We start from the raw sequence: 26,444 nt of genomic DNA on the forward strand, positions 1-26,444 counted from the left end.
CTCCCCTCCCGTCTCGCGGACCGTCCCCCACGGTCCGCGAGACTCTTTGTTTACCTGGTCCCGTAGCGCCCGGCTCGCTCTAACCGGCCGGACGCTATCGGATCATGAGGTCGCCGGGGGCTGGTGTGCGGCGGGGCGGTTGACCCGTCCCTCGGTCCAGACCGGCTCGTCGGTCTCCACCACCCGGCCGTCGGCTCCGAACAGCAGGTAGCGGTCGGTGTGTGCGGCGAACCAGCGGTCGTGGGTGACCGTGACGACCGTACCGGCGAAGCCCTCCAGACCGCGTTGCAGCGCATTGGCGCTGGCCAGGTCGAGGTTGTCGGTCGGCTCGTCGAGCAGCAGCAGGGTCGCTCCGGCCATTTCGAGCAGCAGGATCTGCAACCGGGCCTGCTCGCCGCCGGAGAGGCTCTGGAACGGCTGGTCCCAGGCGGGCGCGATCTCGTAACGGGCCAGTGCCGCCATCGCGTCGTTGCGGAGCAGGGCGTGCCCGGTCATCAGGATCTCGGCGGGGGTGCGGCCGTACAGGTCGGGGCGGGCGTGGGTCTGGGCGAACCGCCCGGGTACGACCCGGGCGCCGAGCCGTACCTCACCCCGGTACTGGACGTCGCGGGCGCCGGCCAGCAGCCGGAGGAACTGGGATTTGCCGGAGCCGTTGGAGCCGAGCACGGCGACCCGTTCGCCGTACCAGACCTCCAGGTCGAAGGGGCGCATCAGGCCGGTCAGTTCGAGCTGCTGGCAGATCAGGGCCTGTTTGCCGGTACGCCCGCCGCGCAGCCGGATCCGAACGTTCTGCTCCTTCGGCGGCCGGGTCGGCGGTCCGGCCGACTCGAACCGGGCCAGTCGACTCCGCGCCGCCCGGTACGCCGAGGCGAGCGCGTCGTTGCGGGCGGCGCCCTGCCGGGCGGTGTGCACCAGGCGGCGGAGCCGGGCGTGCTCCTCCGCCCATCGGCGGTGTCGGTCGTCGAGCCGGTCGATCCGGTCCTGTCGGGCCGCCGGATAGCTGGCGAAATCACCGCCGTGCACCCAGACCTGCCGATTCTCGACCGTGACGATCCGGTCGGCCGCCTCGGCGAGCAGTTGCCGGTCGTGCGAGACCAGCAGCACGGTCTTGGTGCTGGCCCGGAGTTGCCGCTCCAGCCACTGCTTGCCCGGTACGTCGAGGTAGTTGTCGGGCTCGTCGAGCAGCAGCAGTTGGTCGGAGCCGCGCAGCAGGGCCTCCAGCACGAGTCGCTTCTGTTCGCCGCCGGAGAGGGTGTTGACGTCCCGCCCGGCGGCCCGCTCGTACGGCAACCCGAGCGCCTCCGTCGTCACCGCGTTCCAGACGACTTCGAGGTCGTAGCCGCCGGCCTCGACGTACTCGGTGACCGCGTGCGCGTAGCGGAGCTGGGTCGACTCGTCGTCGCGCACCCGCAGCGCCCGCTCGGCGCCGGTGAGTTCGGCGGCGGCCCGGCGGATCCGGTCGGGTGCCACCGAGAGCAGCAGGTCGGCGACGCTGCGGTGGTCGCGGATCGTGCCGATGAACTGGCGCATCACGCCGAGCCCGCCGGAGGTGACGATCTCGCCGGCCGTCGGGGTCAGGTCTCCGGCGACCAGCCGGAGCAGAGTGGTCTTGCCGGCGCCGTTCGGTCCGACCAGTGCGGCGGTGACTCCGTCGGCGACCCGGAACGAGACGTCGTGCAGGAGCGGCCGCCCGTCCGGCAGCCGGTGGTGCAGGTGCCTGATCTCGACGTGTGCCACGGCAACCTCCGGCGAAGCTTCTAAAACAATGTTCTAGAGTCTAGGACAATGTTCTAGAGCCGGAACGGTGGACTAGACTCCCGGACATGACAGGTGTCTGGCTGCGGCCTCCCCGCTCCCCGGGCCGCAGTGGGCCGCCGCTGCGCCGGGACCGGATCGTCGCGGCGGCGGTCGAACTGCTCGACCGGGAAGGCGTCGCCGGGCTCACCATGCGTCGGCTGGCCGAACGGCTGGGCGCCGGGTCGACCACGCTCTACTGGCACGTGACCAACAAGGACGACGTACTCGACCTGGCGCTGGACCAGATCTTCGGTGAGGTGGTCCTGCCCGCGTCGCCCAGCGGGGACTGGCGGACCGACGCCGAGACGCTGCTGCTCGGCTGGCGGGCGGCGATGCTCCGGCACCCGTGGTCGGCGGCGCTGGTCGGCCGACCGCTGATCGGGCCGAACGTACTGGCCCGGACCGAGTTCCTCCAGTCCGCACTGCGCCGGGCCGGGCTGGTGGAACCGGACCTGACCGCCGCCACGCACGCGCTGGCCAACTATGTCATCGGCGCCGCCGTCACGCTCTCGTCGTGGCAGCGGCTCGACGATCCCGAGTCGCGGCAGGCCGCCCGGCAGCACCTCGCTGCCCAGCGGGAGCGCTATCCCACCCTGGTCGAGACCGGACACCTGGACGACCGGGACGAGGACGACACCTTCCGGCGCGGGCTGGCCTACCTGCTCGACGGCCTGCCCACCGATCGGTGAACGTCCGCTCGGCACTTTCCGGCCGGTGGTTTCGGGTCAGCGGGCGGCGGTGGCCGCCGCCGGCTCCGGGGTGGCGGCGAGCAGCGCGGCACGGGACCGCCGGACGTTGCGGATCCCGTCCACCGTGAAGACCACCAGAGCCAGCCAGACCAGCGCGAATCCGGCCAGCCTGGCCGGTGGCATCGGCTCGTGGAAGACGAGTACCCCGAAACCGAGCTGAAGGATCGGCGCCAGGTACTGCAACATGCCGAGCGCGGTCAGCGGGAGCCGGTTCGCCGCACCCGCGAACATCAGCAGCGGGGTGGCGGTGGCGGCGCCGGCCAGCATCAGCAGGGCGGTGTGCCCGGCGGAGACCTGACCGAAGCTGGACTCGGAATGCCAGGTGAGCCAGCCCAGGTAGCCGATTGCCGGGAGGGTGAGCGCCGCCGACTCGATGAACATGCCCTCGGCGGCGGGCAGCCCGAGCCGCTTCTTCACCAGGCTGTACCCGCCGAAGCTCGCCGCCAGGGTGAGCGCGAGGTACGGCAGCCGGCCGTAGTCGACGGTCAGCACCGCGACCGCGAGCCCGCCGATGCCGAGCGCGACCCACTGGCCGGCCCGCAGCCGCTCCCGCAGCACGACGACCCCGAGCAGGACGACGACGAGCGGGTTGATGAAGTAGCCCAGCGCGGTCTCGACGACCCGCTCGGAGTTCACGCCATAGATGTAGGTGCCCCAGTTGACGGCGATCAGCGCGGCGGCGAGCCCGATCCCGGCGAGCTTGGCCGGTCGGTGCCGCAGCTCGCGCAGGAAGCCCCAGTTGCGGGCCACCGCGAGCAGCAGCGCGACGAAGATCACCGACCAGACCACCCGGTGGGCCAGGATCTCGATCGGCCCGGCCGGCTCCAGCAGCCGGATGTAGAGCGGGAAGAAACCCCACAGCGTGTACGCGCCGAGGCCGTAGAGGTATCCGCGCCGGGCCTGGCTCATTGCCCCACCGTAAGGGGCGAGACCGGCCTGGAGTCCTTTCCAGTGGGCGGTGTCACCCGTTCGATCCCGTCCCGCCGCCGACGGTGGCGGCGGCACCGGCGCCACCGTCGGCGCCGCTGGCCGCCCGGCCGCCGGCACCGTTCGGGTCGGCCGGCACCGGCCGCAACATCAGTTCCATCCACCGGCCGGGGTTGGCCAGCGGGGCGAAGCCGACCTCGGCGTAGACCCCGTGCGCGTCCAGGGTGGTGAGCAGGATCCGGCGTAGGCCCCGCCGGTCGAGATCCTCCCGCACGGTACGCACGATCCAGCGGCCCAGCCCCCGGCCCCGGGCAGCCGGGTCGACGTAGACGTCGCAGAGCCAGCCGAAGGTGGCCCCGTCGGTCACCACCCGGGCGAACGCCACCTGGCGGCGGTCGTCCGGGGCGTACACCCCGTAGACGGTCGAGCCCTCGATCGCCCGGAGCAGTACGTCACGGGGCCGGCCGAGTGCCCAGTAGGCGTCGGTGGAGAGCCAGTGGTGCACCCGGTCGACATCCACCCGCCCGGGATCGGTGGAGAGTTCGTACCCGTCTTCTCGTGTCACGGTCAGCACACCGCGACGCTATCCCCGACCCGGCCGGCCGCCCCGGACCAATTCCCGACCTGTGGTCGGCGTCGCCCCGGGGCGGAAGGTTCAGTCCCGGTCCATCAGCATGCCGAACAGCCAGGTGACCAGGCTCACGAAGAGGGCGCCGAGTACCGCCGCCGGCCAGAACCCGTCGACCTCGAACGGCAGGCCGAGCCCGCCGGCGATGGCGCTGGTGAGCATGAACAGCAGCGCGTTCACCACCAGCGCGATCAGGCCGAGGGTGAGCAGGTAGAGCCCGCAGCCGAGAGTCTTGATGATCGGTTGGAGGACGCCGTTGACCACCCCGAAGATGATCGCCACCAGGATCAGCGTGCTGACCGCACCGCCGATCGAGTCGGTGTCCAGGGTGATCCCCGGGATGATCAGCGTGGCGAGCCAGAAGGCCAGTGCGGTGCCGGCGAGCCGGACGATAAGACCTTTCAGGAAACCCATGCCCGCAGATAGTGCCATGTGATCGCGGGCGCGACTACCGGGCCGGCGGGCCGATCAGTTGGGCTTCGATCGGGGTGGCCGAGAGCAGTGCCCAGCGCAGCACCCGACGGTTGATCACCCCGACCATGTCGGCCCGGATCCGGGTCAACCAGTCCGCCGAGTCGCCGAGCCCGAGCGCCACGCCGGCAAGCTGGGCCTCGTGCGACCGGAGCGGCTGCAACACCACCAGGTCGGCGCGGGAGACCGCGTCGACGTCGACCGGGGCCAGCTCGTCGCGTACCACCAGGCTGGTCTGCCAGCCCGGCCCCGGCTGCGAGTCGGCGGCGACCGGGCCGACGTCGACCACCACCAGCAGCGGGTGCAGTTGGGTGCCGGGCGGACCGCCGATCGGTCGCCCCGGCGGGATCATCGCGATCGGCGAGCCCGGCCCGCTGGCCCCGCGGACGAACGGCTCCCAGGCACGCGGCCTGGCGGTCTGCACCACGATCCGGGCGCCGAGCGCCATCGCCCGCAGCGCGATGAGTTGCGCGGCGCGTACGCCGCCGATCAGCACCACCCGGGTGGTCTCGGCCCGGAAGAGCCGGGCGACCACCGCCGCGCCGTGCCGGTTGGCGCCGAGCATCAGCCCGGCCAGGCCGATCGGCAGGTCGAGGGCGTCCACAGAGGAGGCGGGCAGCACGGTGGCCGGCGCCGGGGCGGTCGGGCCGGCACCCAGCACCCCCAGCGGCAGCGTGGCGGCGACACCGTCGAGCTGCTCGCCGTCCAGCCGCCGGGCGACGGCGTGCTCGGCGGAGAGCAGCCGGCGCAGCGCCTGGACGGCGGTGCCGAGCGTCTGCGGGCTGTCGGCGGCCAGCCGTACGGTGACGTCCACCCGGATGCTGTCGGTGCCGCCGCCCGCCCACGGGCCGGCGCTCACCGAGACCGTGGTGGCGGTCGCCGGCAGCGCCAGCAACCTGGGCACGAAGCGGCGCCCGGTCTCCGTCCGCAGATCCGGCCAGCGGCGCAGCCGGAAGGTGGTCTGCAACAGCCCGCCCAGGCTGACGCCCTGCCAGTTCTCCCGGGCCGGTTGCGCGCCGTCGTGGTGCACCGTCTCCGCCAGTACGCCGAGCGCGGCGCGTTCGCCGAGCACCCGGGTCGGCACCGGGGCGAGCCGGCGGCGCACCTTGCGTACGGCGCTGGAGAGGGCCCGGCGCAGGTCCTCCTCGGACCAGCCGTCGGCGCGCAGCACCCGGACGGCGAGCAGTGCCCGCTCGTGCCCGAGCAGCCGCCCGTCGGTGAGCTGCCGGTACGACGTCGCGGGAGTGCCGCCGCCCGCGCTCAGCGTCGGCGCCGGAGCGCCGGTCAGCACCAGTTGCACCCGCATCGGCGGGGTCTCCGCACTGGCCGCCGGCAGCAGGCCGGCCGGGGAGAGCAGCGACTGCGGGCTGTCGGCGAGCATCCCGACCTGGTCACCGAGTTCGAGTACGGCGGTCAGGCCGTAGGCGTCGCTGACCATGCAGGCGGCGTCGCCGGCGAGGTCGACCGGCAGCACCACCGCGCCGGGGTTGACCAGGTCCAGCAGGGCCTCCGGGGGTGCGGCCTGCGGGAGCGTGCGCTGCCGGGAGGAGTAGCGCATCCCGATGGCGACCCACTCGAACAGCCAGCGTCGGCGCATCCGGACCCAGGTCAGCAACACCAGGACGATGGCGAGCAGCGCCGCCCCGACGAGCGGCAGCGGGCCCTGGGTGGCGGCGGCGAGCACGAGCGCCAGCGCCACCTGGAGGGCGACGATCTGTCCCGCCCGTACGCCGAACAGGCCGGACCGGGCCGGGGTCGACGATGCCGGCAGCGGAGCCGGTGGCGACCGGTCGATCCGGCTGCTCGGGGTGCCGGTGGGCCGGGTCCGGTTGTCTGCCGCAGTCAGCGTCACCGCGATAGCCTCCCTCCGATGGGTGTCGGCGGTGGGCCCGCCCCCCGCAATTCGCTCAGGGGCCTATCGTATGGGCCGGACCAACCGGAGAGGGGGCCCGCATGCCGTCGCGGCAGGACCAGTTGCATTCCTACCAGTTCATGGTCCAGCGGGTGGTGGGCGCGCTGGTGATGCGGGAGACCGATCCCGCGCAGTCGCCGTTCCGGCGGGCGGCCGGCGCCACCCTGGCCAGTGTGCTGATCGCGCTGATCGGCATCGGCGGTTCGGTGGTCTACGGGGTCTTCGTCGGCGGTGGCGCGACCAAGTGGAAGAACGAGTCGGTGGTGATCGTCGAGAAGGAGTCCGGCGCGCAGTACGTCTACGTCGACAACACCCTGCATCCGGTGCTCAACTACGCATCGGCGCTGCTCATCGTCGGTCAGCCCGCACCGAAGACGGTGTCGGTCTCCCGTAAGTCGCTGGAGGGCCAGCCGCGCGGCGTCACGCTGGGCATCCGCGACCTGCCGGAGTCCCTGGCCCCGAGCAACCGGTTGGTCACCGGCGGCTGGACCATCTGCTCCGAGCCGCGCAAGGGCGCCGGTGCCGCCGGCCAGCCACAGTCGACACTGCTGATCGGCAAGGCGGCCCCGGGCGGCGAGGAGCTGGGCGACGAGGGCCTGCTGGCGGTGCATCCCAACGGCCAGCTCTTCCTGATCTGGCACAACCGCCGGCACCTGATCCAGAATCCCGATCTGGTCATCAGCGCGCTGACCTGGGGCAGCGAACGGCAGATAGCGGTGGCGCCGGCCCTGCTCAACGCCCTGCCCGCCGGGGCGGACCTGGGCGAGATCCGGATTCCCGACGCGGGGGAGCCGTCCGACGCGGTGGACGGCGCGAAGATCGGCGAGGTCTTCCTGGTCGAGCGGCAGGGCGGCGGCGGCCAGTACGCGGTTGCCAAGCGTGACGGCCTCTACAACATCACCCAGTTGCAGGCCAACATCCTGCTGACCTCCGACGCCGCCGGCCAGGGCCCGGCGACCAAACTCTCACAGGGCCAGTACGGCGCGCTGCCGAAGAAGGGCGACCTGGTGCCCGGCAACGATGCGGCGGCACCCGCGACCACGCCGAAGATCGCGGCGGCGGAGGGGGGCGTGGTCTGCGGCGACGTGCCGGACGACCGGGGCGTGCAGGCCATCCGGATCGGCGCAGACATGTCCGGGATCGCCGATCCGCCCGCGACCTCGGCCCAGTCGGCCCGGGGCGGGGCGCTCGCCGACCAGGTGGTGCTGGAGCCCGGCCGGGGTGTGGTGGTCGAGGCCGCCGCCGCGCCCGGTGCCACCGGCGGCGCCATCTCGGTCGTCACCGACCAGGGGCGGCGGCATCCGGTGACCAGTGGCGAGGTGCTGGGCAACCTCGGCTACGGCGCCGCCAAGCGGGTGAGGATGCCGAGTACCCTGGTCACGCTGATTCCGGACGGACCGGCACTGGATCCCGAGAAGGCCCGTGCCCGGGCCGGCACACAATAGGACAGCGGGACGGTGCCCGGATGGGGAAGAATATTCGGTGACCGTCGGTAGCCGCTGGTCCGGTTCGTTGCGGTACGGGTTTGTCCACAGGGGTGACCTCAAGGGGTATCCAAGGCTTGCCCCGGCCCGCTACCGTCGGCTACGGAAGTAATTGCCAGGTTGTGTCCTGCCCCCGAAAGGGACCGGACACGAGCCGGGAAGTCCACAGTGGGCTCCCGGATCGACGACGAGTTAGGGAAGCGGGGTGACTTCGGGGGTGTCCCAGACGCAGGCAGAAGCCGCGGTGATGGAACAAACCGCCACGAAGTTCGAGACGGTGGACCAGTCGCTGCAGAGCATGCTGACGAGCCTCATGGGTGAGCTCGAGGTGCTGCAGAGCGCGTGGCGCGGTGCGGGTGGCCGCTCGTTCGAGCAGGTCAAGCAGCAGTGGGCGCAGAACCAGGAGCAGATCCACCGCGCGCTGCGTGAGACCGCGACTGCGATCCGTACCTCCGGCCAGCAGTACGACGCTTCCGACACCGAGGCGTCGAGCCGGATGAACGCCACCAACGCCGGCGGCATAACGCTGCCGCTCTGATGTGAACCGGGGAGGGAAGATCCGATGAGTGACGGCCTTCTTGTCGTCAATTTTGCCGCGTTGCAGCAGGCTGGCGCGGACATCCAGAAGGCGTTGAACACGCTGGACTCGCAGCTCGACCAGCTGGAGGCGGACGCCGCGCCGCTCGTCAACACCTGGGAGGGTGAGGCGCAGCAGGCGTACTTCCAGCGCCAGACCAAGTGGCGGCAGGGCGCGCAGGAGCTGGCCAACATGCTGCGGTCCATCAAGTCGGCGATGGACGAGTCGGCTACCGACTACCTCAGCACCGAGAAGAAGAACACCGGCCTGTTCCAGTAAGGCCCCGCGTACCACCCAGACTGCCCCGGGCTGCCGCGCCATCGCGCCGCACCCCGGGGCATCTGCTTGGGCGCACCGCTGCTGACCTGGTGGTCAGGATGTCGGGCCCGGCGTTCAGGATTGTCGGGCCCCGAGGTCAGGACGTCGGGCCCGGGGGTCAGGACGTCGGGCCGGCGGGGCGCCAGCCACGGCGCGCTCCCCGCGGGAGTACCACGGCGAGCAGCAGCGCCACCAGCGCGACGGTGCCGGCGAGGCCGGCCACCCACAGCGCCCGCTCCTGGCTCTCCGACCGCCGTTGCGCCTGCGCCACCTCCTCCGGGTCGACCTGATACGGCGGCAGCCCGGCGGCTTCCGGGCGCTGGGCCGGCGCCGCCGTGTCGGTGACCGCCCGGTACGGGTTGAGCATGCCGGCCCCGTAGGCGTGGGGGTCGGAGCCCGGTACCGGGTCGGTGCTGGCGATCAGGCGCTGCGCCACCTGCCGCGCGTTGAGGTCGGGCCGGTACTGCCGGATCAGCGCCGCGGTGGCGGTCACGAACGGGGTGGCGAAACTGGTGCCGTTGTCCAACACGTGCCCGCGCTCCGGCACCGCCACCGCGACGTTGCCACCGGGGGCGACCAGATCCACGTAGTCGCCACGCTGGGAGAACGGGGAGATCACCCCGTCCTCACCGACCGAGCCCACCCCGATCACCCCGTCGTACGACGTCGGGTACGGCCTCGGGTTCTTGTCCGGGTACAGGTTGCCGGCGGCGGCGACGATCACGACGTCCTTCTCCAGGGCGTACTCCACCGCCCGTTTGAGCGCCGCGTTGTCGCTGTAGTACACGACGGAGAGGTTGATCACGTCCGCCCCGTTGTCGACCGCCCAGCGGATCGACTGGGCAAATGTCTCGGCGTTGACGCTCTCTCCCCTCTCTTCGCCCTCGATGACCTTCTTCTCGCTCACCCGTACCGGAAGGATCTTGACCTGCGGCGCCAGTCCCCGGAACGGGGTGCCCTCGCGGGGCGTGGCCGCGATGATGCTGGCCACGCCGGTGCCATGCCGGGCGCAGTCCCGCGTCCCGTCCCGACCCGGATCGAGATAGTCCCGCCCCGGCAGCACCCGTCCCCGCAGTTGGGCATGGGTCTTGTCGACACCGGAGTCGATCACCGCTACCGTCACGCCGGCTCCGGTCGCCAGCGGCGCCAGCCGCTCCGGGGCGTACCGCTGTTGCGCCCACGGCAGGGTGGTGGTGGGCTGTGCCGGTGGGGTGTCGTTGTCACAGCCGGGCAGGGCCCGCTGGGCGGCCGGTGGGGCGAGCGGCGCAGCCGTGGCCGGACCGGCGGCGATCGGCGGGACCACCAGCACGGTGATCGCGCCCATCAGCGTGAGTCGTATTGTCCGGCCGGGCATGGATCGCCTCCGAAATCGGTTCGGTCCGCCAGCGGGCCGGATCGTCATCGGTCCCGCCCTGCCCACCGGATGCTATCGGTGGATCGTCGGCGACGGCATCCACCGCCAGCCAACCATTGTGATCCCGTCCCCACCTTGTAGGTTGTACGCGATGCTTGTGGCCTGTTCGGCGAGAGGGAGGTGGCCGTGACCGAATGGGAGCCGGCCACCGAGACCGAGGCCGCGATGCGGGACGCACTGCGCGCAGGCGACCAGGAACTCTATTTCCGTATTCTCGCCCGTACCGATCTTCTGCTTCCGGTCTCCGCCGAGGCGCTCGCCGGTCGCGCGCCGATGGGCTGGGGCACCTGGACTACCGGCGGTCGGACCCACGTACTCGCATTCACATCCACCGCCGCGCTGCGCGCGTGTCTCGCCGAGAATGCCGGATCGACCCGGCGGGCACCCTACCCCGACCTGGCCGCCGGATGGCCCAATCCGGAGTGGTGGCTCGCGGTGAACCCGGGTTTGCCGATCGAGGGCTACCTGCCCGCCTGGTTCGTCTCCCAACTCTCCCGCGGCGACGTACGGCTGCCCGGCCGCAGCATGGGCGCGCGGGCGCGCCTGGAGCAGGTCGAGCGGACCGCCCGGGCCCGGGCCACGGCCGCCGTGCCGCGCAGGGCACCGGACGGGCCGAGGGCGGAGCCCGAACCAGCCGGTGCGTTCCGGTCGGCACCGGACGGGCGGCCGTTCCGGCCGGCCGACCCGGACGGCCCGGGCTCGGGCTGGCCCGGCACGCTGCGGGACTCCGCCGACCCGTACCGGTCGACGGATTCCGACCGGTACCGGTCGCCGGACGCCGGGCCGTTCCGGTCGACGGACGCCGAGCCGTTCCGGCAGATGCACGCTGACCCGTTGCGGCAGATGCATTCGCACCCGTCGGGACTGCCGTTGCGGTCACCCGGGTCGTCGCGGGAGCCGGTCGAGTCGTCATGGTCGATCGAGGGCGAACGCGAACGGGACCCGGCGATGCCCCCGACCGGCGAGACCACAGCCGTCCCGCCGTCTCCGGAACCGGTCTCAGCCCCGCCGAGCGGTACCCCGGCTACGGTGCCGGTGATCGCGCCGACGCCGGTCCGGGGCGGGTTGGGCGGAGACTTCGGCAGCCAGATCTCGGCGGACACCTCGGCCGGCTGGATGACGCCGGCGGGTCCGGATCAAGCCACCTCGTCGAACACGACGAACGGCAGTTCGGCCGGCGTCGGGGCAGCGGCCGGTCCGGCGTCGTCGATATCCGCACCGCCGTCCGACAGCGGGCCGTCCGGCCCACCGTTCGGCCCGCCACCGGCCTGGCACGGCTCCGCCGACCATCAGACCGGCCCACCCGCTCCCCATCAGGCCGGCCCACCCGCTGCGGAGCCGGCCGGGCCACCCGCTGCGGAGCCGGCCGGCCCACCCGCCGGTCAGCCGCTCGACCCGCCAGCCGAACCGGTCGAGACCGGGACGGCGGAGGAACTGGCGAGCGGGGCCGTTGCCCCGCAGGTGCCGCCGTCGGAGGCTCCGCCGGCAGAGGTATGGAATCCGCCAGGCCCGCGCTCGGAACCGTCACTGTTCACCCCGGTCTCCCGGCATTCGTCCGGCGTGCCGTCGCCCGAACTCGCCGATCCGTCGTCCCAGGCCGGCGCGTCGCCGTTCGGCGCCCCCGACCCGTCGTCTGAGCCCGGCGTGTTGTCGTCCGAACTCGCCGATCCGTCGTCCCAGGCCGGCGTGTTGTCGTCCGGGGCCGCCGATCCGTCGTCTGAGCCCGTCGCGTCGTCGTCCGGGGCGGGCGAGTCGTGGGCCGGCGAGTCGTGGGCCGGCGAGTCGTGGGCCGGCGCGGACGCCGACGGAGCGACGATCGGCTACCAGACGGCCGTCGACCAGCCCGCCGGGCCGGATCCGGCGAGCCCGTTTACCGCCGGAGCGGAACCTGTCGAGGCCGCACCCGCCGAGGTCCGACCCACCGAACAGGTCCGCACCGGTACGGGCCTGAGCCAGTCGCTCGCCGGTTCTCCGTTCACGGCGGAGTCCTTGACGGTGGGCTCGTTCCCCACCGAGCAGTTCGTCCCCGGGGCGGCGCCGACCGAGGCGACCGCGGGCGCGCCGCGGAGTCCGTCGCCGACCGCCGACCCGGCTACGACCGGCCCCGTCGCCGCCGAGCCGCAGACCATCGCCGAGCCGCCGGCCTACGCTGATCGGCCGGCCGTGGCCGAGCCGCCGGCTCATGCCGAGCCGGCTCCCGCTCGCCGGCTCGTGCCGGAGTTCGTGCCGGCCAACGAGGTCGAGCGGAGCCTGCTGGACGCCGCCGGGGACGGCAGTACCGACACCTTCCTCTCCACCCTGCTGCTCGCCAGGGTGCTGTTGCCGGTGGCGTTCAACTCGGCCCCGGGCGCCCGGCCCGGTGACGACGGTTTCGAGTGGCGTACCGAGCTGTTGGACGGCGAGCGCTACGTCGTGGTGTTCACCTCCCCGGAACGGCTCGGCGACCACCTGCCGGAGACCATCGACACGGTCGAGGTCAAGTTTGCCCAGTTGATCCGGCGGTGGCCGGACGACAACTATTCGTTCGCGGTGAACCCGGGCACGCCGGTCGGGGCGAAGCTGCCGGGTGGTCAGATCGTCGCGCTGGCGAACTGGGCCGCCGAGGTGGGCCTCGGCGACGACACCGGCGAGCCGGCGCCGCAGGCTCCGGTCGAGGAGGAGGTGCCCCGGTCGACGTACGCGCCGGATCGGGAGGACCCGGGGCGACCGACGATAATGCAGAAGACCATCGCGCCCAGCCAGCTCTCCTACTATCTCGACCGTGGCTACGACCGGGTGTCGGGCTTCGTGCACCGGGCATCCGAGGTGGCCCATCTGCGTACCCCGGGGAAGCTCCACGCCGCGCTCGGCCTCAACCACCCCGGTTCGCCCTTCGACCGGGACGCCGAGGAGATCTACGTGCTCCGCTGGCCGGCGTACCGGCCAAGCCTCTACCGGATCCCGTACGGCGGGCAGAACGAGGCCGCCATGCGGGCGATGGAAGGCTGGGTGATCGAGCGACCGCCCTTCCGGGGCAACGGGTTCGCGCCGGGCGAGAGCAGCGACGTGGTGGCCGAGTTCAAGGTGGACAGCGTAAGGCTGCCGCACGGTGCACAGCTGTACCGGATCGGGATCGACGGCACCGAGCGGCTGGTGGCGACGCTGGACTGCGACGTACCCGTCTGGCGCCGGGCCGAGGAGGGCTGATGCGCGACGGCTACCTGGCCCAGTGGCGCGGCCGGGAGTACGAAGCCAGCCCGGCCGGTGACGACGTACGCCTCTACCAGGCGGAACCGGGCGAGGGCTTCGAGGAGGTCCGACCCGGGCGGTACGTCCGGGTGGTGGCCGCGGCCGAGGTCGGCGAGCTGGTCTACGTCCGGACCAGGTGCTCGTGGCAGGGCCAGCCGTTCATCGTGCTCGCCCAGCACGACAACTGGCTGCGGGTGGAGTACACCGGCGGACGTTGGCCGGTCGCCGAGGCGATGGGGCTGGAGGCGTTCGACTTCGGGGTCTACCAGGGCTGGGCGCCGGCGGCCGAGGTCACCGACCTGCGTGAGAACCGCGCCTGACCCGCTCGCCGCAGGCCGGGCCGGACCGGCGGTCAGGACTTGGCCCAGCGCAGCACCTCGCCCAGCACCAGGTCGGTCGCCTCGACGTGCGGGAAGTGCCCGACGCCGTCGAGCAGCCGCCACTCGTACGGGGCCACCACGTAGCGGCTGGACCCCTGAGCGGTACGCGGCAGCGACGCCTCGTCCAGCGCGCCGTGCAGTTGCAGGGTCGGGGTGACCATTGGCTTCTGCATCAGTTTGACGAACCGGTAGCCGTGCAGCCGGAGTACCGACCGGAACGCCCACCGGTAGCCCTCCATCGCGCAGAACGCGGCCTGCGGGATCCGCATCGCCTGCCGGCAACGCTCGGCGTACTCGGCGAAGCCGGGGCTGTCGACCCAGCGCGGTCCGCCCCAGCGTTGCAGGAAGTAGCCGACCAGCGCGGCGTCGTCCCGGGTCAGCACGTGCTCGTACCGGGGGATCTGGAACTTCAGCATCGGGGTGGCCGCCGCGAACTGCCCGCGCGGGTCGGCGAAGATCCCGGCGCGCAGCCGCAGCGGATGCGGTGCCGCGAGCACCACCAGCCGGCGGACCAGGCTCGGGTGGAAGGAGGCGGCGGTCCAGCCGATCATGCCGCCGGCGCCCGAGCCGACCAGCACCGCCGAGCGTTCGCCGAGGGCCCGGATCAGTCCGGCCACGTCGGCGGCGAGGGTGTAGCCGTCGTACCCCCGGGGCGGCTTGTCGCTCGCGCCGTAGCCGCGCAGGTCGACCGCGACCGCGCGGTAACCGGCGTTGGCTACCGCCGGCAGCATCTCGTGCCAGGCCCACCAGAACTCGGGAAAGCCGTGCAGGAAGAGCACCAGCGGTCCGCTGCCGGCCTCGACGACGTGGAACCGGCTGCCGTTGGCGCCGACGAAGCGGTGCGTCCACGGACCGTCCACAAGTACGCAGGACTCGTCGACGACCGGCCTGCGGCCGGCACCGTGCTCGCTCATGCCGCCCGACCTTCCAGGGCGGGTCCGGCCGTCCCACCTCTCAAGGCCGGTCCGGCCGATGGAGCCCGCTCGCCGGGGTTTCCCGTCTCGGGACACAGCGCGCCGCGCCCGCCTCGCCGGTCCTCGCTGACCCGGCCGGTTCGCTCCCACATGTCCCCAGCCTAGGGCCACCGGCACGAAACTGATCCGGCGCAACCTACGGATCAGGGGATCGTCCGGGAAGTCCCCGAGCCGGTGGGTGTGCCGGCTGCAAATTCCTGACCGGCAGGTCAGGAACACCGGTGACGTCTACCGGGCGACCGGGCTAGCGTGCTGGAATGACTCCCGCGCGTCGGCTCGACCACTCCGACCTGCCCGTGCCGCTGATCCGGGTGCAGGGCACCCCGACCGAGTGCGGTACGGGGTATGGTGCCGCAGCCCGTGATCTGATCACCGCCAACCTGGAGTTCTACCTGCGCCGGTTCCGTGCGGAGGGTGGATGGGACGAGGCGGCGGTGACCCTCGCCGGGCGGGCCTTCCGGGAGGCCACCCGGCGGCACCATCCCCGGGTCGCCGAGTTGCTGGACGGGGTGGCCGAGGGCGCCGGGGCCCGGGTCGAGCAGATCTACGCGTTGAACGCGCGTACCGAGCTGATCTACGGCCGGCACCGGGACCTCGGCTCCGGCCCGCCGACCGGAGCCGCCGGTGGGCCGCCGGAACGTGCCGGTACGCCGCCGGGACGTGCCGGTACGCCGCCGGGAGGCGCGGGTACCCAGTCGCATGCGGATGCCGGCGGCTGTACCGCGGTCGCCGTGCTCGGTACCCACACCGGCAACGGGCACCTGCTGCTCGGGCAGAACTGGGACTGGCATCCCGACCAGCGGGACGTGATGCTGCTGCTGGCCACCCAGGACGAGCGCGGACTGACCGTGCTGACCCTGACCGAGGCGGGGATGGTCGCCAAGACCGGGCTGAACTCGGCGGGGGTCGGCGTCTGCGTGAACATGCTCGGCTGTGACCGGGACGGACTGCCCGGGCCCGGGGTCGAGCCGGGCGTGCCGTACCACGTGCTGCTGCGGGCGGCCCTGGAGGCGGACTGCCTGGCCGAGGCGGTGAAGGCGGCCTGCCGGGGCACCCGGAACAGCTCGATCAACCTGCTGCTCGGGCAGGCGGCAGAGGTCGGCGGCGAGCTGATCGACCTGGAGCTGGTGCCCGGGGACGTGGGCTGGCTGCACCCGGTGGACGGGTACCTCACGCACGCCAATCACCTGGAGACGGGGCTGCCGGTCTACGACACGATCAAGGACGAGGGCGGTTCGTCGCTGTTCCGGTCGGCCCGGGCCAGGCGGCTACTGGCGGCGAAGGCGGCGGCCGGCAAGATCGGCGAGGACGACCTCGCCGGGCTCTTCCGGGACCACGCGAGCTTTCCACAGAGCATCTGTCGGCACGTCGACGAGCGGATGCCGCCGGCCGAGCGTTCCGAGACGGTCTACTCGGTGCTGCTGGACCTGGACGACCGGCGGCTCGGCATCGCGGCCGGTCCGCCCTGCGCACACCGCTACGGCTGGCTCGACCTGACCGCCCGCCCCGGCGGGTGAGCCTCGGCCGGCTGGCCCAGCGCGGGTGAGCCCGCCGCCTACGCCGATCGGGGACACCCTGAGGCGGAACCGAGCGGGGCCGGAAGCGCGGTATGCGCCTCCGGCCCCGACCGTGGTACGTCAGATCAGCGGATCAGTGAACGTCAGAACATCGGGTCACCGAACGTTCCTCAAGGACTCAGTTGGAGACCTTGATGATCGCCAGGTCCGCGATCAGGTGGTTCTGCAACAGAAGTTCGATCTTGGTGCCGGTACCGGCGACCTTGACCGAGTTCATCGGGTTCTGCGCCGACCAGTACCGGTTCGGGTCCGAGTCGTTGAAGACCGTCACCGGGTTCAACTTCGGCACCGTGGTCGGTACCCCGTTGAGGTGGAACGTCTGCGCCGGCTTGGCGAACCGGCTGAACGTGGCGTCGTAGCCGCCCCGCCGGTTGGTGATGTTGCCGACCCCGGGCACCGTGATCGGACCCGGCCGGACGTCGACCGGCAGGTTCAGGCCGAAGCCCGGGTGCTCGATGGTGTTGTTGTCGCCGTACGCGTAGTTCACGTACCAGATCAGCAGACCCTGGTGGTTCTTGAACCGCTCCACGAAGTCCGGCTTGCTGTTCTGCCAGCCGAAGTTGTACGGACCGGTCTTCAGGGTCTTGTCGTACCCGTAGTAGGTCCGGAACTCCGCGATGTAGAAGTGCCGAGCCAGCTCCGTCTGGGTGCCGGTGAACCGGGTGAAGCCGCGGGCGGTCCACGCCGGGTCGACCGTCTCGGCACCGTCGGTCCAGACCGCCGCACCGTTGACGACCAGCGAGATGTTGTCCAGGAACGGACCTTCGAAGTGCAGGCCGCCGTCGGTCTGGTAGCGGTAGCGGAACTGCACGGTCTGCCCGGCGTACGCGGACAGGTCGTAGGTCAGGTCGATCCACTCGCCGCTCGTCGAGCCGTCGATGCCGGTCTCGCCCGGCTCGATCAGCTCGTTGGGCAGCGGCGTCCAGGTCGAGCCGTCGTTCGTCGACACCTCCGCGTAGAGGAAGTCGTAGTCCTCCTCGATCTCGTACTGGGCCTTCGCCGTGATGGCGGCGGTGCTGGCCCCGGTGAGGTCGAGGGTCCGGGTCAGGGTGCTGTTGAGGTCGTCGGCGCTGCCGCCCCACCACTCGTACTCACCCGCGAACGGGGTGTTGAACTCGGTGGAGACCTCCTGGTCGGGCAGGTTCACCACGATCGCCTGGGCCAGGCCGTCGGTGTCGCCGGCCGCACCCAGGGTGGCGTACGTGGTGCCGCTGTCCCACTCGACGGTGGAGTGGTTCAGCCAGCCCATGTACAGCTTGGACCACGGGTCGAAGTAGCCCGGCGTCGAGCCGATGTCCTGCTTGCCGTGGTTCAGCCACGAGCCGGACGCCATCGTGCTCCAGAAGCCGACGCCGTTGTCGCCGCCCCGGGTGTCGTACAGGTCCGGCAGGCCGAGGTCGTGGCCGTACTCGTGGGCGAAGACGCCCAGACCGCCGTTCTCCGGCTCCGTGGTGTAGTCCCGGATCCAGATACCGGTGTCACCGATCTGCACGCCACCGAGCTTGTTGAAGTCCGGCCCGGCGCTGCCCTGCAGGTCGGGGAAGGCGGCCCAGCGGTGCGACCAGATCGCGTCCGGGCCCTGGGCGCCGCCGCCGGCCTCCTCGCCCTCGCCGGCGTGTACCGCCTGGAAGTGGTCGACGTAGCCGTCGGGCTCGTTGAAGTCGCCGTCACCGTCGTAGTCGTACCGGTCCCAGACGTCGAACTGGGCCAGGTACTGCTGGATCTGCTCGGGGGTCTTGCCCGCGGCGACCTGCGACTCGTACCAGGAGGTCGCGGTGTCCTTGACGAAGTTCCAGTAGCCGTCCCGCTCCGGGATTTCGTTGCTGCCGTAGCGGGCCTCGTTGAACGGGACCTTCACCCAGTCGCTGACGTCGCCGCCGACCGAGTACCGGCCACCCGACTGCTTCAGGTAGAAGTCGGCCATCGACTCCTTGCCCTTGGCGTAGAACAGGTCGAGGTACGACTGGCGGTTGAAGTCCGGCTTCCAGATGGTGCTGTTGTCGTCAGTCGCGCCGCCGTCGTACACCCGGTCGGGCGCGGCGATCTGGTTGTGCAGCGGACCGTCGGTACCGCCGGTCCGCGGATCCTTCTCGTTGCCGAACTCGACCAGGATCGTGAAGATCGGGTCCGTCTTCGGCGGTTGCTGGTACTCGACGAACCGGTCGGCCTTGATCTGGATGACCTTCGAACCGTTCCGGGTCTGCAGTTTGGCTTTACCGGAGAGAAGGGCGGCGATCGCCTCTCGCCGGGCCTGCTGGTGCTGGTCAGCGAGGGGGTCGGGCAGGTTGTCTGCGCGGTGGGCCGCACCCTGGGGTTCCCGGTCCACGGGAGCTGGCGCCGACGGAGCGGCATAGGCCGGCGCGCCGACCGCGCTCGCGGCCAACAGCGCGGCCGTGGCGCCCGCCAGACCCGCTGTGACTCGTCTCCTCAAAGGTCCTCCTCCTTTGTGGAAGTGTTACAGGACAGGCCAGCTCATGGCGGGCACTGTCATCAGGAAGCGTTCACCACCCTTGCAGATCCATCGGAGGCTGTCACGGGTCCGGAACTGCTCGTCCGGGTGATCCGATCTACGTCTAATCAGGGCGAAAGCGTTCTAACGGTCGCCTATTTTCGGGCATCTCAATATCACGATTCGGCCACGACCGGAACCTCGCTAGATCGCTCCAGGTCTGCCGGTGTCCGCGACCCTGCAAGCCTCTGCCGGCCGGCCCTGGAACGACGATGGGCGGACCCGTGTCGGGTCCGCCCATCGCGCGTGATCGTGCGCTCAGTCCTCGCCGGTGTGCTCAGTCCTCGCCGGTGTGCTCAGTCCTCGTCGGACTTGCCGGAACGCATCCCGGACGAGATCAGATCCATCACCGAGGAGTCCTGCAAGGTGGTGACGTCACCCAGGGAACGGTTCTCGGCCACGTCGCGTAGCAGCCGGCGCATAATCTTCCCGGACCGGGTCTTCGGCAGCTCCGGTACCAGCATGATCTGCCGGGGCTTGGCGATCGGGCCGAGCGTCTTCGAGACGTGCTCCCGCAACTCGGCGATGAGCGCCTCGCCCGCATTACCCTCGGCGTCGACGGTGCCGCGCGGGATGGTGAAGGCGACGATCGCCTGCCCGGTGGTCGGGTCGGTCGCGCCGACCACCGCCGCCTCGGCGACCGACGGGTGCGAGACCAGCGCCGACTCCACCTCGGTGGTGGAGATGTTGTGCCCGGACACCAGCATCACGTCGTCGACCCGGCCGAGCAGCCACAGGTCGCCGTCGTCGTCCTTCTTCGCCCCGTCACCGGCGAAGTAGAGGCCCTCGAAGCGGGACCAGTAGGTGTCGATGAACCGCTGGTCGTCGCCCCAGATGGTGCGCAGCATCGCCGGCCACGGCTCGCGCAGCACCAGGAAGCCGCCACCGCCGTTAGGCACCGACTGGCCCCGGTCGTCCACCACGTCGGCGGTGATCCCCGGCAGCGGACGCATCGCGCTGCCCGGCTTGGCCGAGGTCACCCCGGGTAGCGGGGAGATCATGATGGCGCCGGTCTCGGTCTGCCACCAGGTGTCGACGACGGGGCACTCGCCGCGGCCGACGTTCTCCCGGTACCAGATCCACGCCTCCGGGTTGATCGGTTCGCCGACGCTGCCGATCAGGCGCAGCGAGGAGAGGTCGTGCCCCCGGGGAATGTCGTCGCCCCACTTCATCATCGTGCGGATCAGGGTGGGCGCGGTGTAGAGGATCGTCACCCTGTGCTTCTGCACCAACTCCCAGAACCGGCCCTTGTGCGGGGTGTCCGGGGTGCCCTCGTACATGAGCTGGGTGGCACCGTTGGCCAGCGGGCCGTACACGATGTAGGAGTGCCCGGTCACCCAGCCGATGTCGGCGGTGCACCAGTAGACGTCGGTTTCGGGCTTCAGGTCGAAGACCGCGTGGTGGGTGTACGCGGTCTGCGCCAGATAGCCGCCGGAGGTGTGCAGGATGCCCTTCGGCTTCGCCGTCGTACCGCTGGTGTAGAGAATGAACAGCGGATGCTCGGCGTCGAACGCCTCGGCGGTGTGCTCGGTCGAGGCGGTCTCCACCGCCTCGTGCCACCAGAGGTCCTTGTCGTCGTTCCAGGCCACCTCCTGCCCGGTACGCCGGACCACCAGTACGCGCTCGATCGTCGGGCACTTGGCGACCGCCTCGTCGACGGTCGGCTTCAACGCCGACGGCTTGCCCCGGCGGAACCCGCCGTCGGCGGTGATCACGACCTTGGCGCTGGCATCCTGGATCCGGTTGGTCAGCGCGTCGGCGGAGAAACCGCCGAACACCACGCTGTGGGTGGCGCCGATCCGGGCGCAGGCGAGCATCGCGACCGCCGCCTCCGGGATCATCGGCAGGTAGATCGCCACCCGGTCACCGGCGGTGACCCCGAGGTCGGTGAGCGCGTTCGCCGCCTGGCTGGTCATGGCCAGCAGGTCGGCGTAGGTGATGGTGCGGTTGTCGCCGGGCTCGCCCTCCCAGTGGATGGCCACCCGGTCGCCGTGCCCGGCCGCGACGTGCCGGTCCAGGCAGTTGTAGGCGACGTTGAGCCGGCCGCCGACGAACCATTTCGCGAACGGTGGGTTGGACCAGTCGAGGACCTGGTCCCACTCCTTCGACCAGTCCAGCCGGCCCGCCTGGCGCGCCCAGAACGCCAACGGGTCCGCGGCGGCGGAGTCGTAGGTGTCCGCGGTGACGTTGGCGGCGGCGGCAAGGTCGGCCGGCGGCGGGAACTGCCGGGTCTCCTGCAACAGGTTTGCCAGAGTCTCGCTCATGGTGGTGGCTCCTCAGGCGTCGCGTCAGGGTCGTTCGGTAGGAGGTTAATCGGGCCTGGTAGCCGGGGCGAGGGGTGTGCACCACTCGCGCCACCCGACGCGCCGAATGGCCGCGCTACGGCGCTCGCCGGTCGGGTTCGGGTGCTCGGCGCCGGCCCGCCGGGCCGGCAACTACGGTGACAGCATGGCCGCCGACCCGCTCGCCCCGCTGCTGGACCTCGCCGACGTCGCGCCCGCCGTCGACCGGGCGCGCGAGCGGGTCGACCAGGCGTTGCGGCATCGCGCGTTGCGCCGGCACGGCGGCCAGGTCGCGGCCGAGGTCAGCCTCAGGTCCGCGGTGGCCAGCTCCGCCCTGGAGGGGTACGCCCACGAGCGCGAAGCGGTCCGCGCCGGCACCGTGACCGACCCGGTGCTGCAGGGAGCCCTCCGGGTCGCCGGGGCGCTGCCCGGGCTGGTCGACCTGTGGCCGAAGGTCCCCCGTCAGGTGCTCGCCCGGCTGCACACCCTGGCCGCCCGAGGGACGGTGCCGGAGGAGACACTCGGCCGGCCGGCCCCGGAGCCGGGGCCCGCCGCGGCCTCGCCTGCCGTGCCGCACGCACTCGGCGTCCGGCTGGACGGGTTGGCCGGACTGGTCGCCCGTGGGACGTCGGTGTCGCCGGTGGTGCTGGCTGCCGTCGTACACGGGGAGTTGCTGGCGCTGCGGCCCTTCGCCGGACCGTCCGGGGTGGTTGCCCGGGCCGCCGCCCGGCTTACCCTCATCTCCACCGGATTCGACCCGCGCGGCCTGGTCGCGGTCGACCTCGGTCACGCGGAGCGCGAACCGGAGTATGTGGGCGCGGCCGGCGCCTTCGCCACCGGTACGCCGGACGGGCTCCGATCGTGGCTGCGGCACTATGCGACGGCGGTGGAGGTCGGCGCGGAGCGGCTGGCCGAGATCGGCGACGAGGTACTGGCGTAAGGAAGGGCCCTTTCTTATCGCATTCTGTAGATGAAGGGGCCCTTCTTGACACCTTTCAGGCGGTGGTGGCGCGGGTCCGGCGGTGCCGGCCGTACCAGGCGATGCCGATGGCGACCCCGACGCCGACCCCGATGGCCGCCGCCGCCACCGGCACGGCGGGACGCTCCCGGAGCCGGCGACCGAGCGGAATGGGGTGCCGGAACTCCAGCACCGGCCAGCCGTTCTCCACGGCGAGCTTGCGCAGCGCCCGGTCCGGGTTCACCACGCTCGGATGCCCGACACACTCCAGCAGCGGCCGGTCGCTGACCGAGTCGGAGTAGGCGTACGAGGCGGAGAGGTCGTAGCCACGCTTAGTGGCCAGCTCGCTGACCGCGTCGACCTTGCTGGGGCCGGCGGCGTAGAACTCCACCTCGCCGCTGTACCGTCCGTCCACCACGGTCATCCGGGTGGCGATCACGTCGGCGACACCGAGCAGTTCACCAATCGGCCGGACCATCTCCTCGCCGGAGGCGGAGACGAGTACGACGTCCCGGCCGGCCGCCTGGTGCTCCTCGATCAGGGCGGCCGCCTCGGCGTACACGTAGGGGTTGATCAGCTCGTGCAGCGTCTCGGCGACGATCTGCCGGACCTGCTCCACCCGCCAGCCCTTGCACAGGGCCGCCAGATAGTCGCGGGTACGCGCCATCGTCTGCTCGTCGGTGCCGCCCAGCCGGAACATGAGCTGGGCGTACGCGGACTTGACCACGTCGCGGCGTGTGATCAGCCCGTCCCGGTAGAACGGCCGACCGAACGCCAACGCGCTCGACTTGGCGATGACGGTCTTGTCCAGATCGAAGAAAGCGGCGCTTCGGCCCACGGCGCGAAAGTCTAGCTGGATGGTCTATGGTCAGCGGGTGCGCGGGGTCACCTTTGGTGCCTGACGACCGGTTCCCCCCTGATCGGCCGATCAGTCCCAGGGTGATCACGGTCACAGCGCCGGAGCTGACTTTCGCAGGGAGTGGAAGTTAACGCCACTCGACGTATACGGGTCGACTCAGGCATGCTTGTAGTTACGACGAACTTTCATATCCTCTGTGCGCGGCAGACCTCGGCGGTCGCACCCCCCGTGACCGCCGGGCGGGTTCGGCTCGACCCCCCCGGAGCCGAACCCCAGACGACCCCCGTCTCCCCCCGACGGGGGTCGTCGCTTGTCAGGGTGAAGCGCATTCACGCTGGTCATGCCGCCTTGTTCGCGGGTCTGTCGGGCTGCTTCGGAGGCTCCGGAGGATTCGGAGGCTCGAAAGGCAGCGAGTCGTCAGCGAAGGTCCGGCGGACCCGGTCGGCGTAGTCGTCCGGGGTGTGGGTGTATCGGTTGAGCGGGGTCGACGCCTGCTCATGGCCCATCACCCGCGCCTATAGCGTTCTGCGCCACATGAGCCACCGCAGCCCGCTCGGTGGTGAACTCTGCGGACAGGGTTACCCCATTGTTATCCGACCAGTTTGCCTGCCACCGCTGCCGCCCAAGGTTGACGAGGAGTTCGCCGAACGGACGGACGGAGGCACTGCGATGATCCGGCCGAGCAGCCCGGCCCGGATCAGCGAGGGCAGCCAGACCCGGCGCCGGAAGTTCGACCGCCGTAGCGGGCCGCCGTCCCTGGTCTTCTCAGCTACGTCAGGTCACTTTTCCCCAACAGGGGTCGTCGCCTTACCCGGTGAAGGTGTTCGCGCTGGTCCGAGCGGTCCGGGACTCGTCGGCGTCGCGTTCAGTCGTTGTCCGGTCGCGCTTGGCAGCGTTACCCCGCAACCGGTGCCGCATTGACGGGCTTGAGCTTGTCGCGGCCACAGAGGAGGGAGTCCTGGCGTGAGACCGAGATTGTCACGCGGCATCAGCGTACTGCTGCTAACGGCAGCAATGACCCTGTCCGGTACGGCCGCGCCCGTGCGAGCGACCGGCGTCGATTCAATCAAGAAGCTCGGCGACATCGCTTTCCACCTGTTCCTGGAGGCTCGCGGTGGGAACTTGACCGAGCAGCAGATCATCCAGGCGCTACAGCAGTTTGTCACGGCGGTCAGCGAGGCCGAGAACGCGATCATGACGCATCTGGACGCGGTCGCCGCGGCGCCGTGGGTCGGCGCAGCCCGGCACGCGATCCTGGAGGTCCCTACCCTGCCCGAACTCGGCGAGGACCCCTTGCAGGACTATGCGCTTGAGGTCGCGCTGCACGCGCGCCAGGCCAGGAGCGTCTTTGCCGCCGTCAGTTCGGACGCCGAAGCGGACCACCTGGGCTTCGCCATCTCCTCGCTCTACGCGGTCGGGCTCCAGGCGCGGGTCGCGGCAGGGCTTCCCACCACCACGTACCTCCCGGACTACCGGGCGGCGATGCAGGCGATCGTCAACCGGCTGGAGCCGAGCTGTGTCCCGAGCGAGGGCGACATGGACTGGCACCCGTCGATCTACCACGTGGTGTACACGTGCTCGACGCCGCACGGTCGCCGGACCTTCCAGGACTACCAGGTCGATGGATGGTGGCGGGAAGGACCGTGGACCGAGCCGGCGCTCAAGAACGCTGCCGGAGCCGGCACCAGCTGGGTGGTGGCCAGGGACACCCTGCAACGGATGACCGAGGAAGGGATCTGACGATGCTGCCCTGATCAGACCGGACGGCGGGCTATCCGAAGTCGGCGGCGGTTATTCCGTCAGGGTGCCCCGGTGGCCACTGGACCAGCTCGATGCGGTACCCGTCGGGGTCGGTCAGCCACGAGGTCTGCGGCCCGTACGGGCCCGCGGGTTGTTCCACCGGGCCGGGCCAGAGACCGGCCCTGACCAGCCTGTCGACGGTACCGGGCAGATCGTCGACCTGCACGACGAGATGGCTGAACCCGCTGCCGACGTCCACCGGCCCGTCGTCCGGTCGGTGCACCAGTTCGAGGGTGACGACCTCTTCGTCCGGGAACTTGAGGACCGTCAGACTCGCGCCGCCGCCGAGGTCGATCCGACCGACCTGGGTGTACCCGAGCGCGGTGTAGAAGTGAAGCGAGGCGGCGAGGTCCGATACGCGGTACGCCGTGTGGAGGGTCTTCACCAGGCAACCTTACGAGGATCGGGCCACCACGGCTCGACGAGCGCCCGTACCCGTTGATTGAAGGCTCAGCATCAGTCTCCTCCTGCCGGCACTACTCGTGATGCAGCGCGCGGGCCAGGGTCGCCGCGGCCTGTGCGGTGACCGCCTGTGCGGCCTGGGTGCTGGCCAGTGAGTCCAGCATCGCCACGTCGTGGATGCTGCCCTGATAGCGCACCTGGGTCACCGGCACGCCCGCCTGGCGCAGCTTCGTCGCGTACGCCTCGGCCTCGTCGCGCAGTACGTCCGCCTCGTTGGTGGTGATCAGGGTTGGCGGCATGCCTCGGAGCTGCTCCGGGCTGGCCCGCAGCGGGGACGCCATCGGATCGGACCGCTCGGCGCGGTCCGGCAGGTACTGGTCCCAGAACCACATCATCTGCTGCCGCGACAGGTAGCAGCCGGTGCCGAACTCCTGGTAGGACGCGGTGTCGAAATCGGCGTCGGTCACCGGATACAGCAGCACCTGTCGGGCGAAACAGGGCCCGTCGCGTTTCGTGGCGAGCATCGTCACCACCGTTGCCAGGTTGCCGCCGACCGAGTCGCCGGCGATGGCGATCCGGCTGGGGTCCAGACCGTAGTCGTCGCCCTGGCTGGCCAGCCACTGCGCGACCGCGTAGCACTCCTCGATCGCGGCCGGATACCGCGCCTCCGGCGACCGGCTGTACTCCGGGAAGACGATCGCCGAGTTGGACTGCACCGCAAGTTCGCGGATCAGCCGGTCGTGGGTGAGGGAGTCGCCGTAGACCCAGCCCGCGCCGTGGATGTAGAGCACCGCCGGCAGCAGGCCGCCGACCCCGCGCGGTCGCATCATCTCCTGGAGGGCGGAGCGGAGACTGGCGCCCAGCCCTCCGCCCGCGCCGCCGAATCGACCGGCACCCCGGGGCTTGACGATCCGGACCGGTACCTGCCCGGTGGGGCCGCCGGGCACCATGATGTCCTCGATGTCCACCTCTGGGCGGGGAACGCCGCCCGACTGCATCTCGATCAGCTTCGCCCGCCCCTGCTCCGGGGCGAGCTGGAACGGAAACGGCGGATTCGCCGTCATCCGGACCACCTCTGCCGCGGCCGGTTCCAGCACCACCGAGGTCATGCTCACGGACTGCGCCATGACGGCTTCCTCCCCCGATTTTCCCGGCGGCGTCGCACGATGGCGAGCCGCCCGGTCCGGGTACCCCCGCC

General features: G+C 71.2%; 21 protein-coding genes. 9 read left to right on the forward strand and 12 right to left on the reverse strand.

Going from position 1 to position 26,444, the window contains the following annotated elements; translation table 11 throughout:
• Window positions 1–102: 102 nt before the first annotated feature.
• On the reverse strand, window positions 103–1,737 hold the full coding sequence (locus EV371_RS08880; protein WP_130461630.1) for an ATP-binding cassette domain-containing protein: 1,635 nt from the start codon (window positions 1,735–1,737) through the stop codon (window positions 103–105).
• An 86-nt stretch (window positions 1,738–1,823) separates the two neighbouring features.
• On the opposite strand from EV371_RS08880, the gene EV371_RS08885 reads away from it, so the two are divergent.
• On the forward strand, window positions 1,824–2,486 hold the full coding sequence (locus EV371_RS08885; protein WP_130461631.1) for a TetR/AcrR family transcriptional regulator C-terminal domain-containing protein: 663 nt from the start codon (window positions 1,824–1,826) through the stop codon (window positions 2,484–2,486).
• 36 nt (window positions 2,487–2,522) lie between these two features.
• Here EV371_RS08885 and rarD read toward each other — a convergent pair whose 3' ends face one another.
• The 4 genes from rarD to eccE form a co-directional block, all read right to left on the reverse strand.
• Window positions 2,523–3,455: an EamA family transporter RarD gene (gene rarD, locus EV371_RS08890; protein WP_130461632.1), complete on the reverse strand. Its 933-nt coding sequence runs from the start codon at window positions 3,453–3,455 to the stop codon at window positions 2,523–2,525.
• A 52-nt stretch (window positions 3,456–3,507) separates the two neighbouring features.
• Window positions 3,508–4,047 carry a GNAT family N-acetyltransferase gene (locus EV371_RS08895; RefSeq protein ID WP_130461633.1) on the reverse strand — a complete coding sequence of 180 codons (540 nt, stop codon included), beginning with the start codon at window positions 4,045–4,047 and terminating at the stop codon, window positions 3,508–3,510.
• An 81-nt stretch (window positions 4,048–4,128) separates the two neighbouring features.
• On the reverse strand, window positions 4,129–4,515 hold the full coding sequence (locus EV371_RS08900) for a phage holin family protein (protein WP_130461634.1): 387 nt from the start codon (window positions 4,513–4,515) through the stop codon (window positions 4,129–4,131).
• Between the two features lie 34 nt (window positions 4,516–4,549).
• Window positions 4,550–6,424, reverse strand: coding sequence for a type VII secretion protein EccE (gene eccE / locus EV371_RS08905; RefSeq protein WP_349339466.1), 1,875 nt, complete (start codon window positions 6,422–6,424; stop codon window positions 4,550–4,552).
• Between the two features lie 101 nt (window positions 6,425–6,525).
• Between eccE and eccB the strand changes: the two genes are divergently transcribed.
• The 3 genes from eccB (at window position 6,526) to EV371_RS08920 (ending at window position 8,824) form a co-directional block, all read left to right on the forward strand.
• Window positions 6,526–7,929 carry a type VII secretion protein EccB gene (eccB, locus tag EV371_RS08910; RefSeq protein WP_130461635.1) on the forward strand — a complete coding sequence of 468 codons (1,404 nt, stop codon included), beginning with the start codon at window positions 6,526–6,528 and terminating at the stop codon, window positions 7,927–7,929.
• A gap of 256 nt (window positions 7,930–8,185) precedes the next feature.
• Window positions 8,186–8,506, forward strand: coding sequence for a WXG100 family type VII secretion target (locus EV371_RS08915; protein ID WP_130461636.1), 321 nt, complete (start codon window positions 8,186–8,188; stop codon window positions 8,504–8,506).
• A 24-nt stretch (window positions 8,507–8,530) separates the two neighbouring features.
• Window positions 8,531–8,824 (forward strand): WXG100 family type VII secretion target, encoded by a 294-nt coding sequence (locus tag EV371_RS08920; RefSeq protein ID WP_130461637.1) that lies wholly within the window; start codon window positions 8,531–8,533, stop codon window positions 8,822–8,824.
• Between the two features lie 157 nt (window positions 8,825–8,981).
• Here EV371_RS08920 and mycP read toward each other — a convergent pair whose 3' ends face one another.
• On the reverse strand, window positions 8,982–10,217 hold the full coding sequence (mycP, locus tag EV371_RS08925) for a type VII secretion-associated serine protease mycosin (RefSeq protein ID WP_486484545.1): 1,236 nt from the start codon (window positions 10,215–10,217) through the stop codon (window positions 8,982–8,984).
• A 186-nt stretch (window positions 10,218–10,403) separates the two neighbouring features.
• Between mycP and EV371_RS08930 the strand changes: the two genes are divergently transcribed.
• Both EV371_RS08930 and EV371_RS08935 read left to right on the forward strand, forming a co-directional pair.
• Window positions 10,404–13,463, forward strand: coding sequence for an SseB family protein (locus EV371_RS08930; RefSeq protein ID WP_130461638.1), 3,060 nt, complete (start codon window positions 10,404–10,406; stop codon window positions 13,461–13,463).
• Window positions 13,460–13,825, forward strand: a complete 366-nt coding sequence (locus EV371_RS08935) for a hypothetical protein (RefSeq protein ID WP_130465758.1) — start codon at window positions 13,460–13,462, stop codon at window positions 13,823–13,825. Before EV371_RS08930 ends, EV371_RS08935 begins: the two co-directional genes overlap by 4 nt.
• A 32-nt stretch (window positions 13,826–13,857) precedes the next feature.
• Here the strand turns inward: EV371_RS08935 and EV371_RS08940 are convergent, their stop codons facing one another.
• Entirely contained in the window at window positions 13,858–14,799 is a 942-nt protein-coding gene (locus tag EV371_RS08940) for an alpha/beta fold hydrolase (RefSeq protein WP_130461639.1), read from the reverse strand.
• 317 nt (window positions 14,800–15,116) lie between these two features.
• Between EV371_RS08940 and EV371_RS08945 the strand changes: the two genes are divergently transcribed.
• A complete protein-coding gene (locus EV371_RS08945) occupies window positions 15,117–16,376 on the forward strand; it encodes a C45 family autoproteolytic acyltransferase/hydrolase (protein ID WP_130461640.1) in 1,260 nt (419 codons plus the stop codon).
• Window positions 16,377–16,554: 178 nt separating this feature from the next.
• Here EV371_RS08945 and EV371_RS08950 read toward each other — a convergent pair whose 3' ends face one another.
• Both EV371_RS08950 and acs read right to left on the reverse strand, forming a co-directional pair.
• Window positions 16,555–18,867 (reverse strand): immune inhibitor A domain-containing protein, encoded by a 2,313-nt coding sequence (locus tag EV371_RS08950; protein ID WP_207230443.1) that lies wholly within the window; start codon window positions 18,865–18,867, stop codon window positions 16,555–16,557.
• A 374-nt stretch (window positions 18,868–19,241) separates the two neighbouring features.
• The gene (gene acs / locus EV371_RS08955; RefSeq protein ID WP_130461641.1) at window positions 19,242–21,209 is read right to left on the reverse strand and encodes an acetate--CoA ligase; all 1,968 of its coding nucleotides are present in this window, start codon (window positions 21,207–21,209) and stop codon (window positions 19,242–19,244) included.
• Between the two features lie 184 nt (window positions 21,210–21,393).
• Between acs and EV371_RS08960 the strand changes: the two genes are divergently transcribed.
• Entirely contained in the window at window positions 21,394–22,167 is a 774-nt protein-coding gene (locus EV371_RS08960; RefSeq protein ID WP_130461642.1) for an oxidoreductase, read from the forward strand.
• Window positions 22,168–22,222: 55 nt separating this feature from the next.
• On the opposite strand, the gene EV371_RS08965 is transcribed toward EV371_RS08960, so the two are convergent.
• Window positions 22,223–23,023 carry an HAD-IB family hydrolase gene (locus tag EV371_RS08965; RefSeq protein WP_130461643.1) on the reverse strand — a complete coding sequence of 267 codons (801 nt, stop codon included), beginning with the start codon at window positions 23,021–23,023 and terminating at the stop codon, window positions 22,223–22,225.
• 1,062 nt (window positions 23,024–24,085) lie between these two features.
• Between EV371_RS08965 and EV371_RS08975 the strand changes: the two genes are divergently transcribed.
• Window positions 24,086–24,784 carry a hypothetical protein gene (locus EV371_RS08975; protein ID WP_130461644.1) on the forward strand — a complete coding sequence of 233 codons (699 nt, stop codon included), beginning with the start codon at window positions 24,086–24,088 and terminating at the stop codon, window positions 24,782–24,784.
• 31 nt (window positions 24,785–24,815) lie between these two features.
• Here the strand turns inward: EV371_RS08975 and EV371_RS08980 are convergent, their stop codons facing one another.
• Window positions 24,816–25,229, reverse strand: coding sequence for a VOC family protein (locus EV371_RS08980; protein ID WP_130461645.1), 414 nt, complete (start codon window positions 25,227–25,229; stop codon window positions 24,816–24,818).
• A gap of 91 nt (window positions 25,230–25,320) precedes the next feature.
• Window positions 25,321–26,373 carry an alpha/beta hydrolase gene (locus tag EV371_RS08985; RefSeq protein ID WP_130461646.1) on the reverse strand — a complete coding sequence of 351 codons (1,053 nt, stop codon included), beginning with the start codon at window positions 26,371–26,373 and terminating at the stop codon, window positions 25,321–25,323.
• Between the last annotated feature and the right edge of the window lie 71 nt (window positions 26,374–26,444).

The sequence above is a fragment of the Plantactinospora sp. CNZ321 genome (assembly GCF_004217235.1).

Coding starts and splice junctions, on each gene's coding strand:
- EV371_RS08885 (WP_130461631.1), top strand. CDS start 1,824: ATGACAGGTGTCTGGCTGCGGCCTCCCCGCTCCCCGGGCCGCAGTGGG.
- rarD (WP_130461632.1), bottom strand. CDS start 3,455: ATGAGCCAGGCCCGGCGCGGATACCTCTACGGCCTCGGCGCGTACACG.
- EV371_RS08900 (WP_130461634.1), bottom strand. CDS start 4,515: ATGGGTTTCCTGAAAGGTCTTATCGTCCGGCTCGCCGGCACCGCACTG.
- eccB (WP_130461635.1), top strand. CDS start 6,526: ATGCCGTCGCGGCAGGACCAGTTGCATTCCTACCAGTTCATGGTCCAG.
- EV371_RS08920 (WP_130461637.1), top strand. CDS start 8,531: ATGAGTGACGGCCTTCTTGTCGTCAATTTTGCCGCGTTGCAGCAGGCT.
- mycP (WP_486484545.1), bottom strand. CDS start 10,217: ATGCCCGGCCGGACAATACGACTCACGCTGATGGGCGCGATCACCGTG.
- EV371_RS08940 (WP_130461639.1), bottom strand. CDS start 14,799: ATGAGCGAGCACGGTGCCGGCCGCAGGCCGGTCGTCGACGAGTCCTGC.
- EV371_RS08945 (WP_130461640.1), top strand. CDS start 15,117: ATGACTCCCGCGCGTCGGCTCGACCACTCCGACCTGCCCGTGCCGCTG.
- acs (WP_130461641.1), bottom strand. CDS start 21,209: ATGAGCGAGACTCTGGCAAACCTGTTGCAGGAGACCCGGCAGTTCCCG.
- EV371_RS08960 (WP_130461642.1), top strand. CDS start 21,394: ATGGCCGCCGACCCGCTCGCCCCGCTGCTGGACCTCGCCGACGTCGCG.
- EV371_RS08985 (WP_130461646.1), bottom strand. CDS start 26,373: ATGGCGCAGTCCGTGAGCATGACCTCGGTGGTGCTGGAACCGGCCGCG.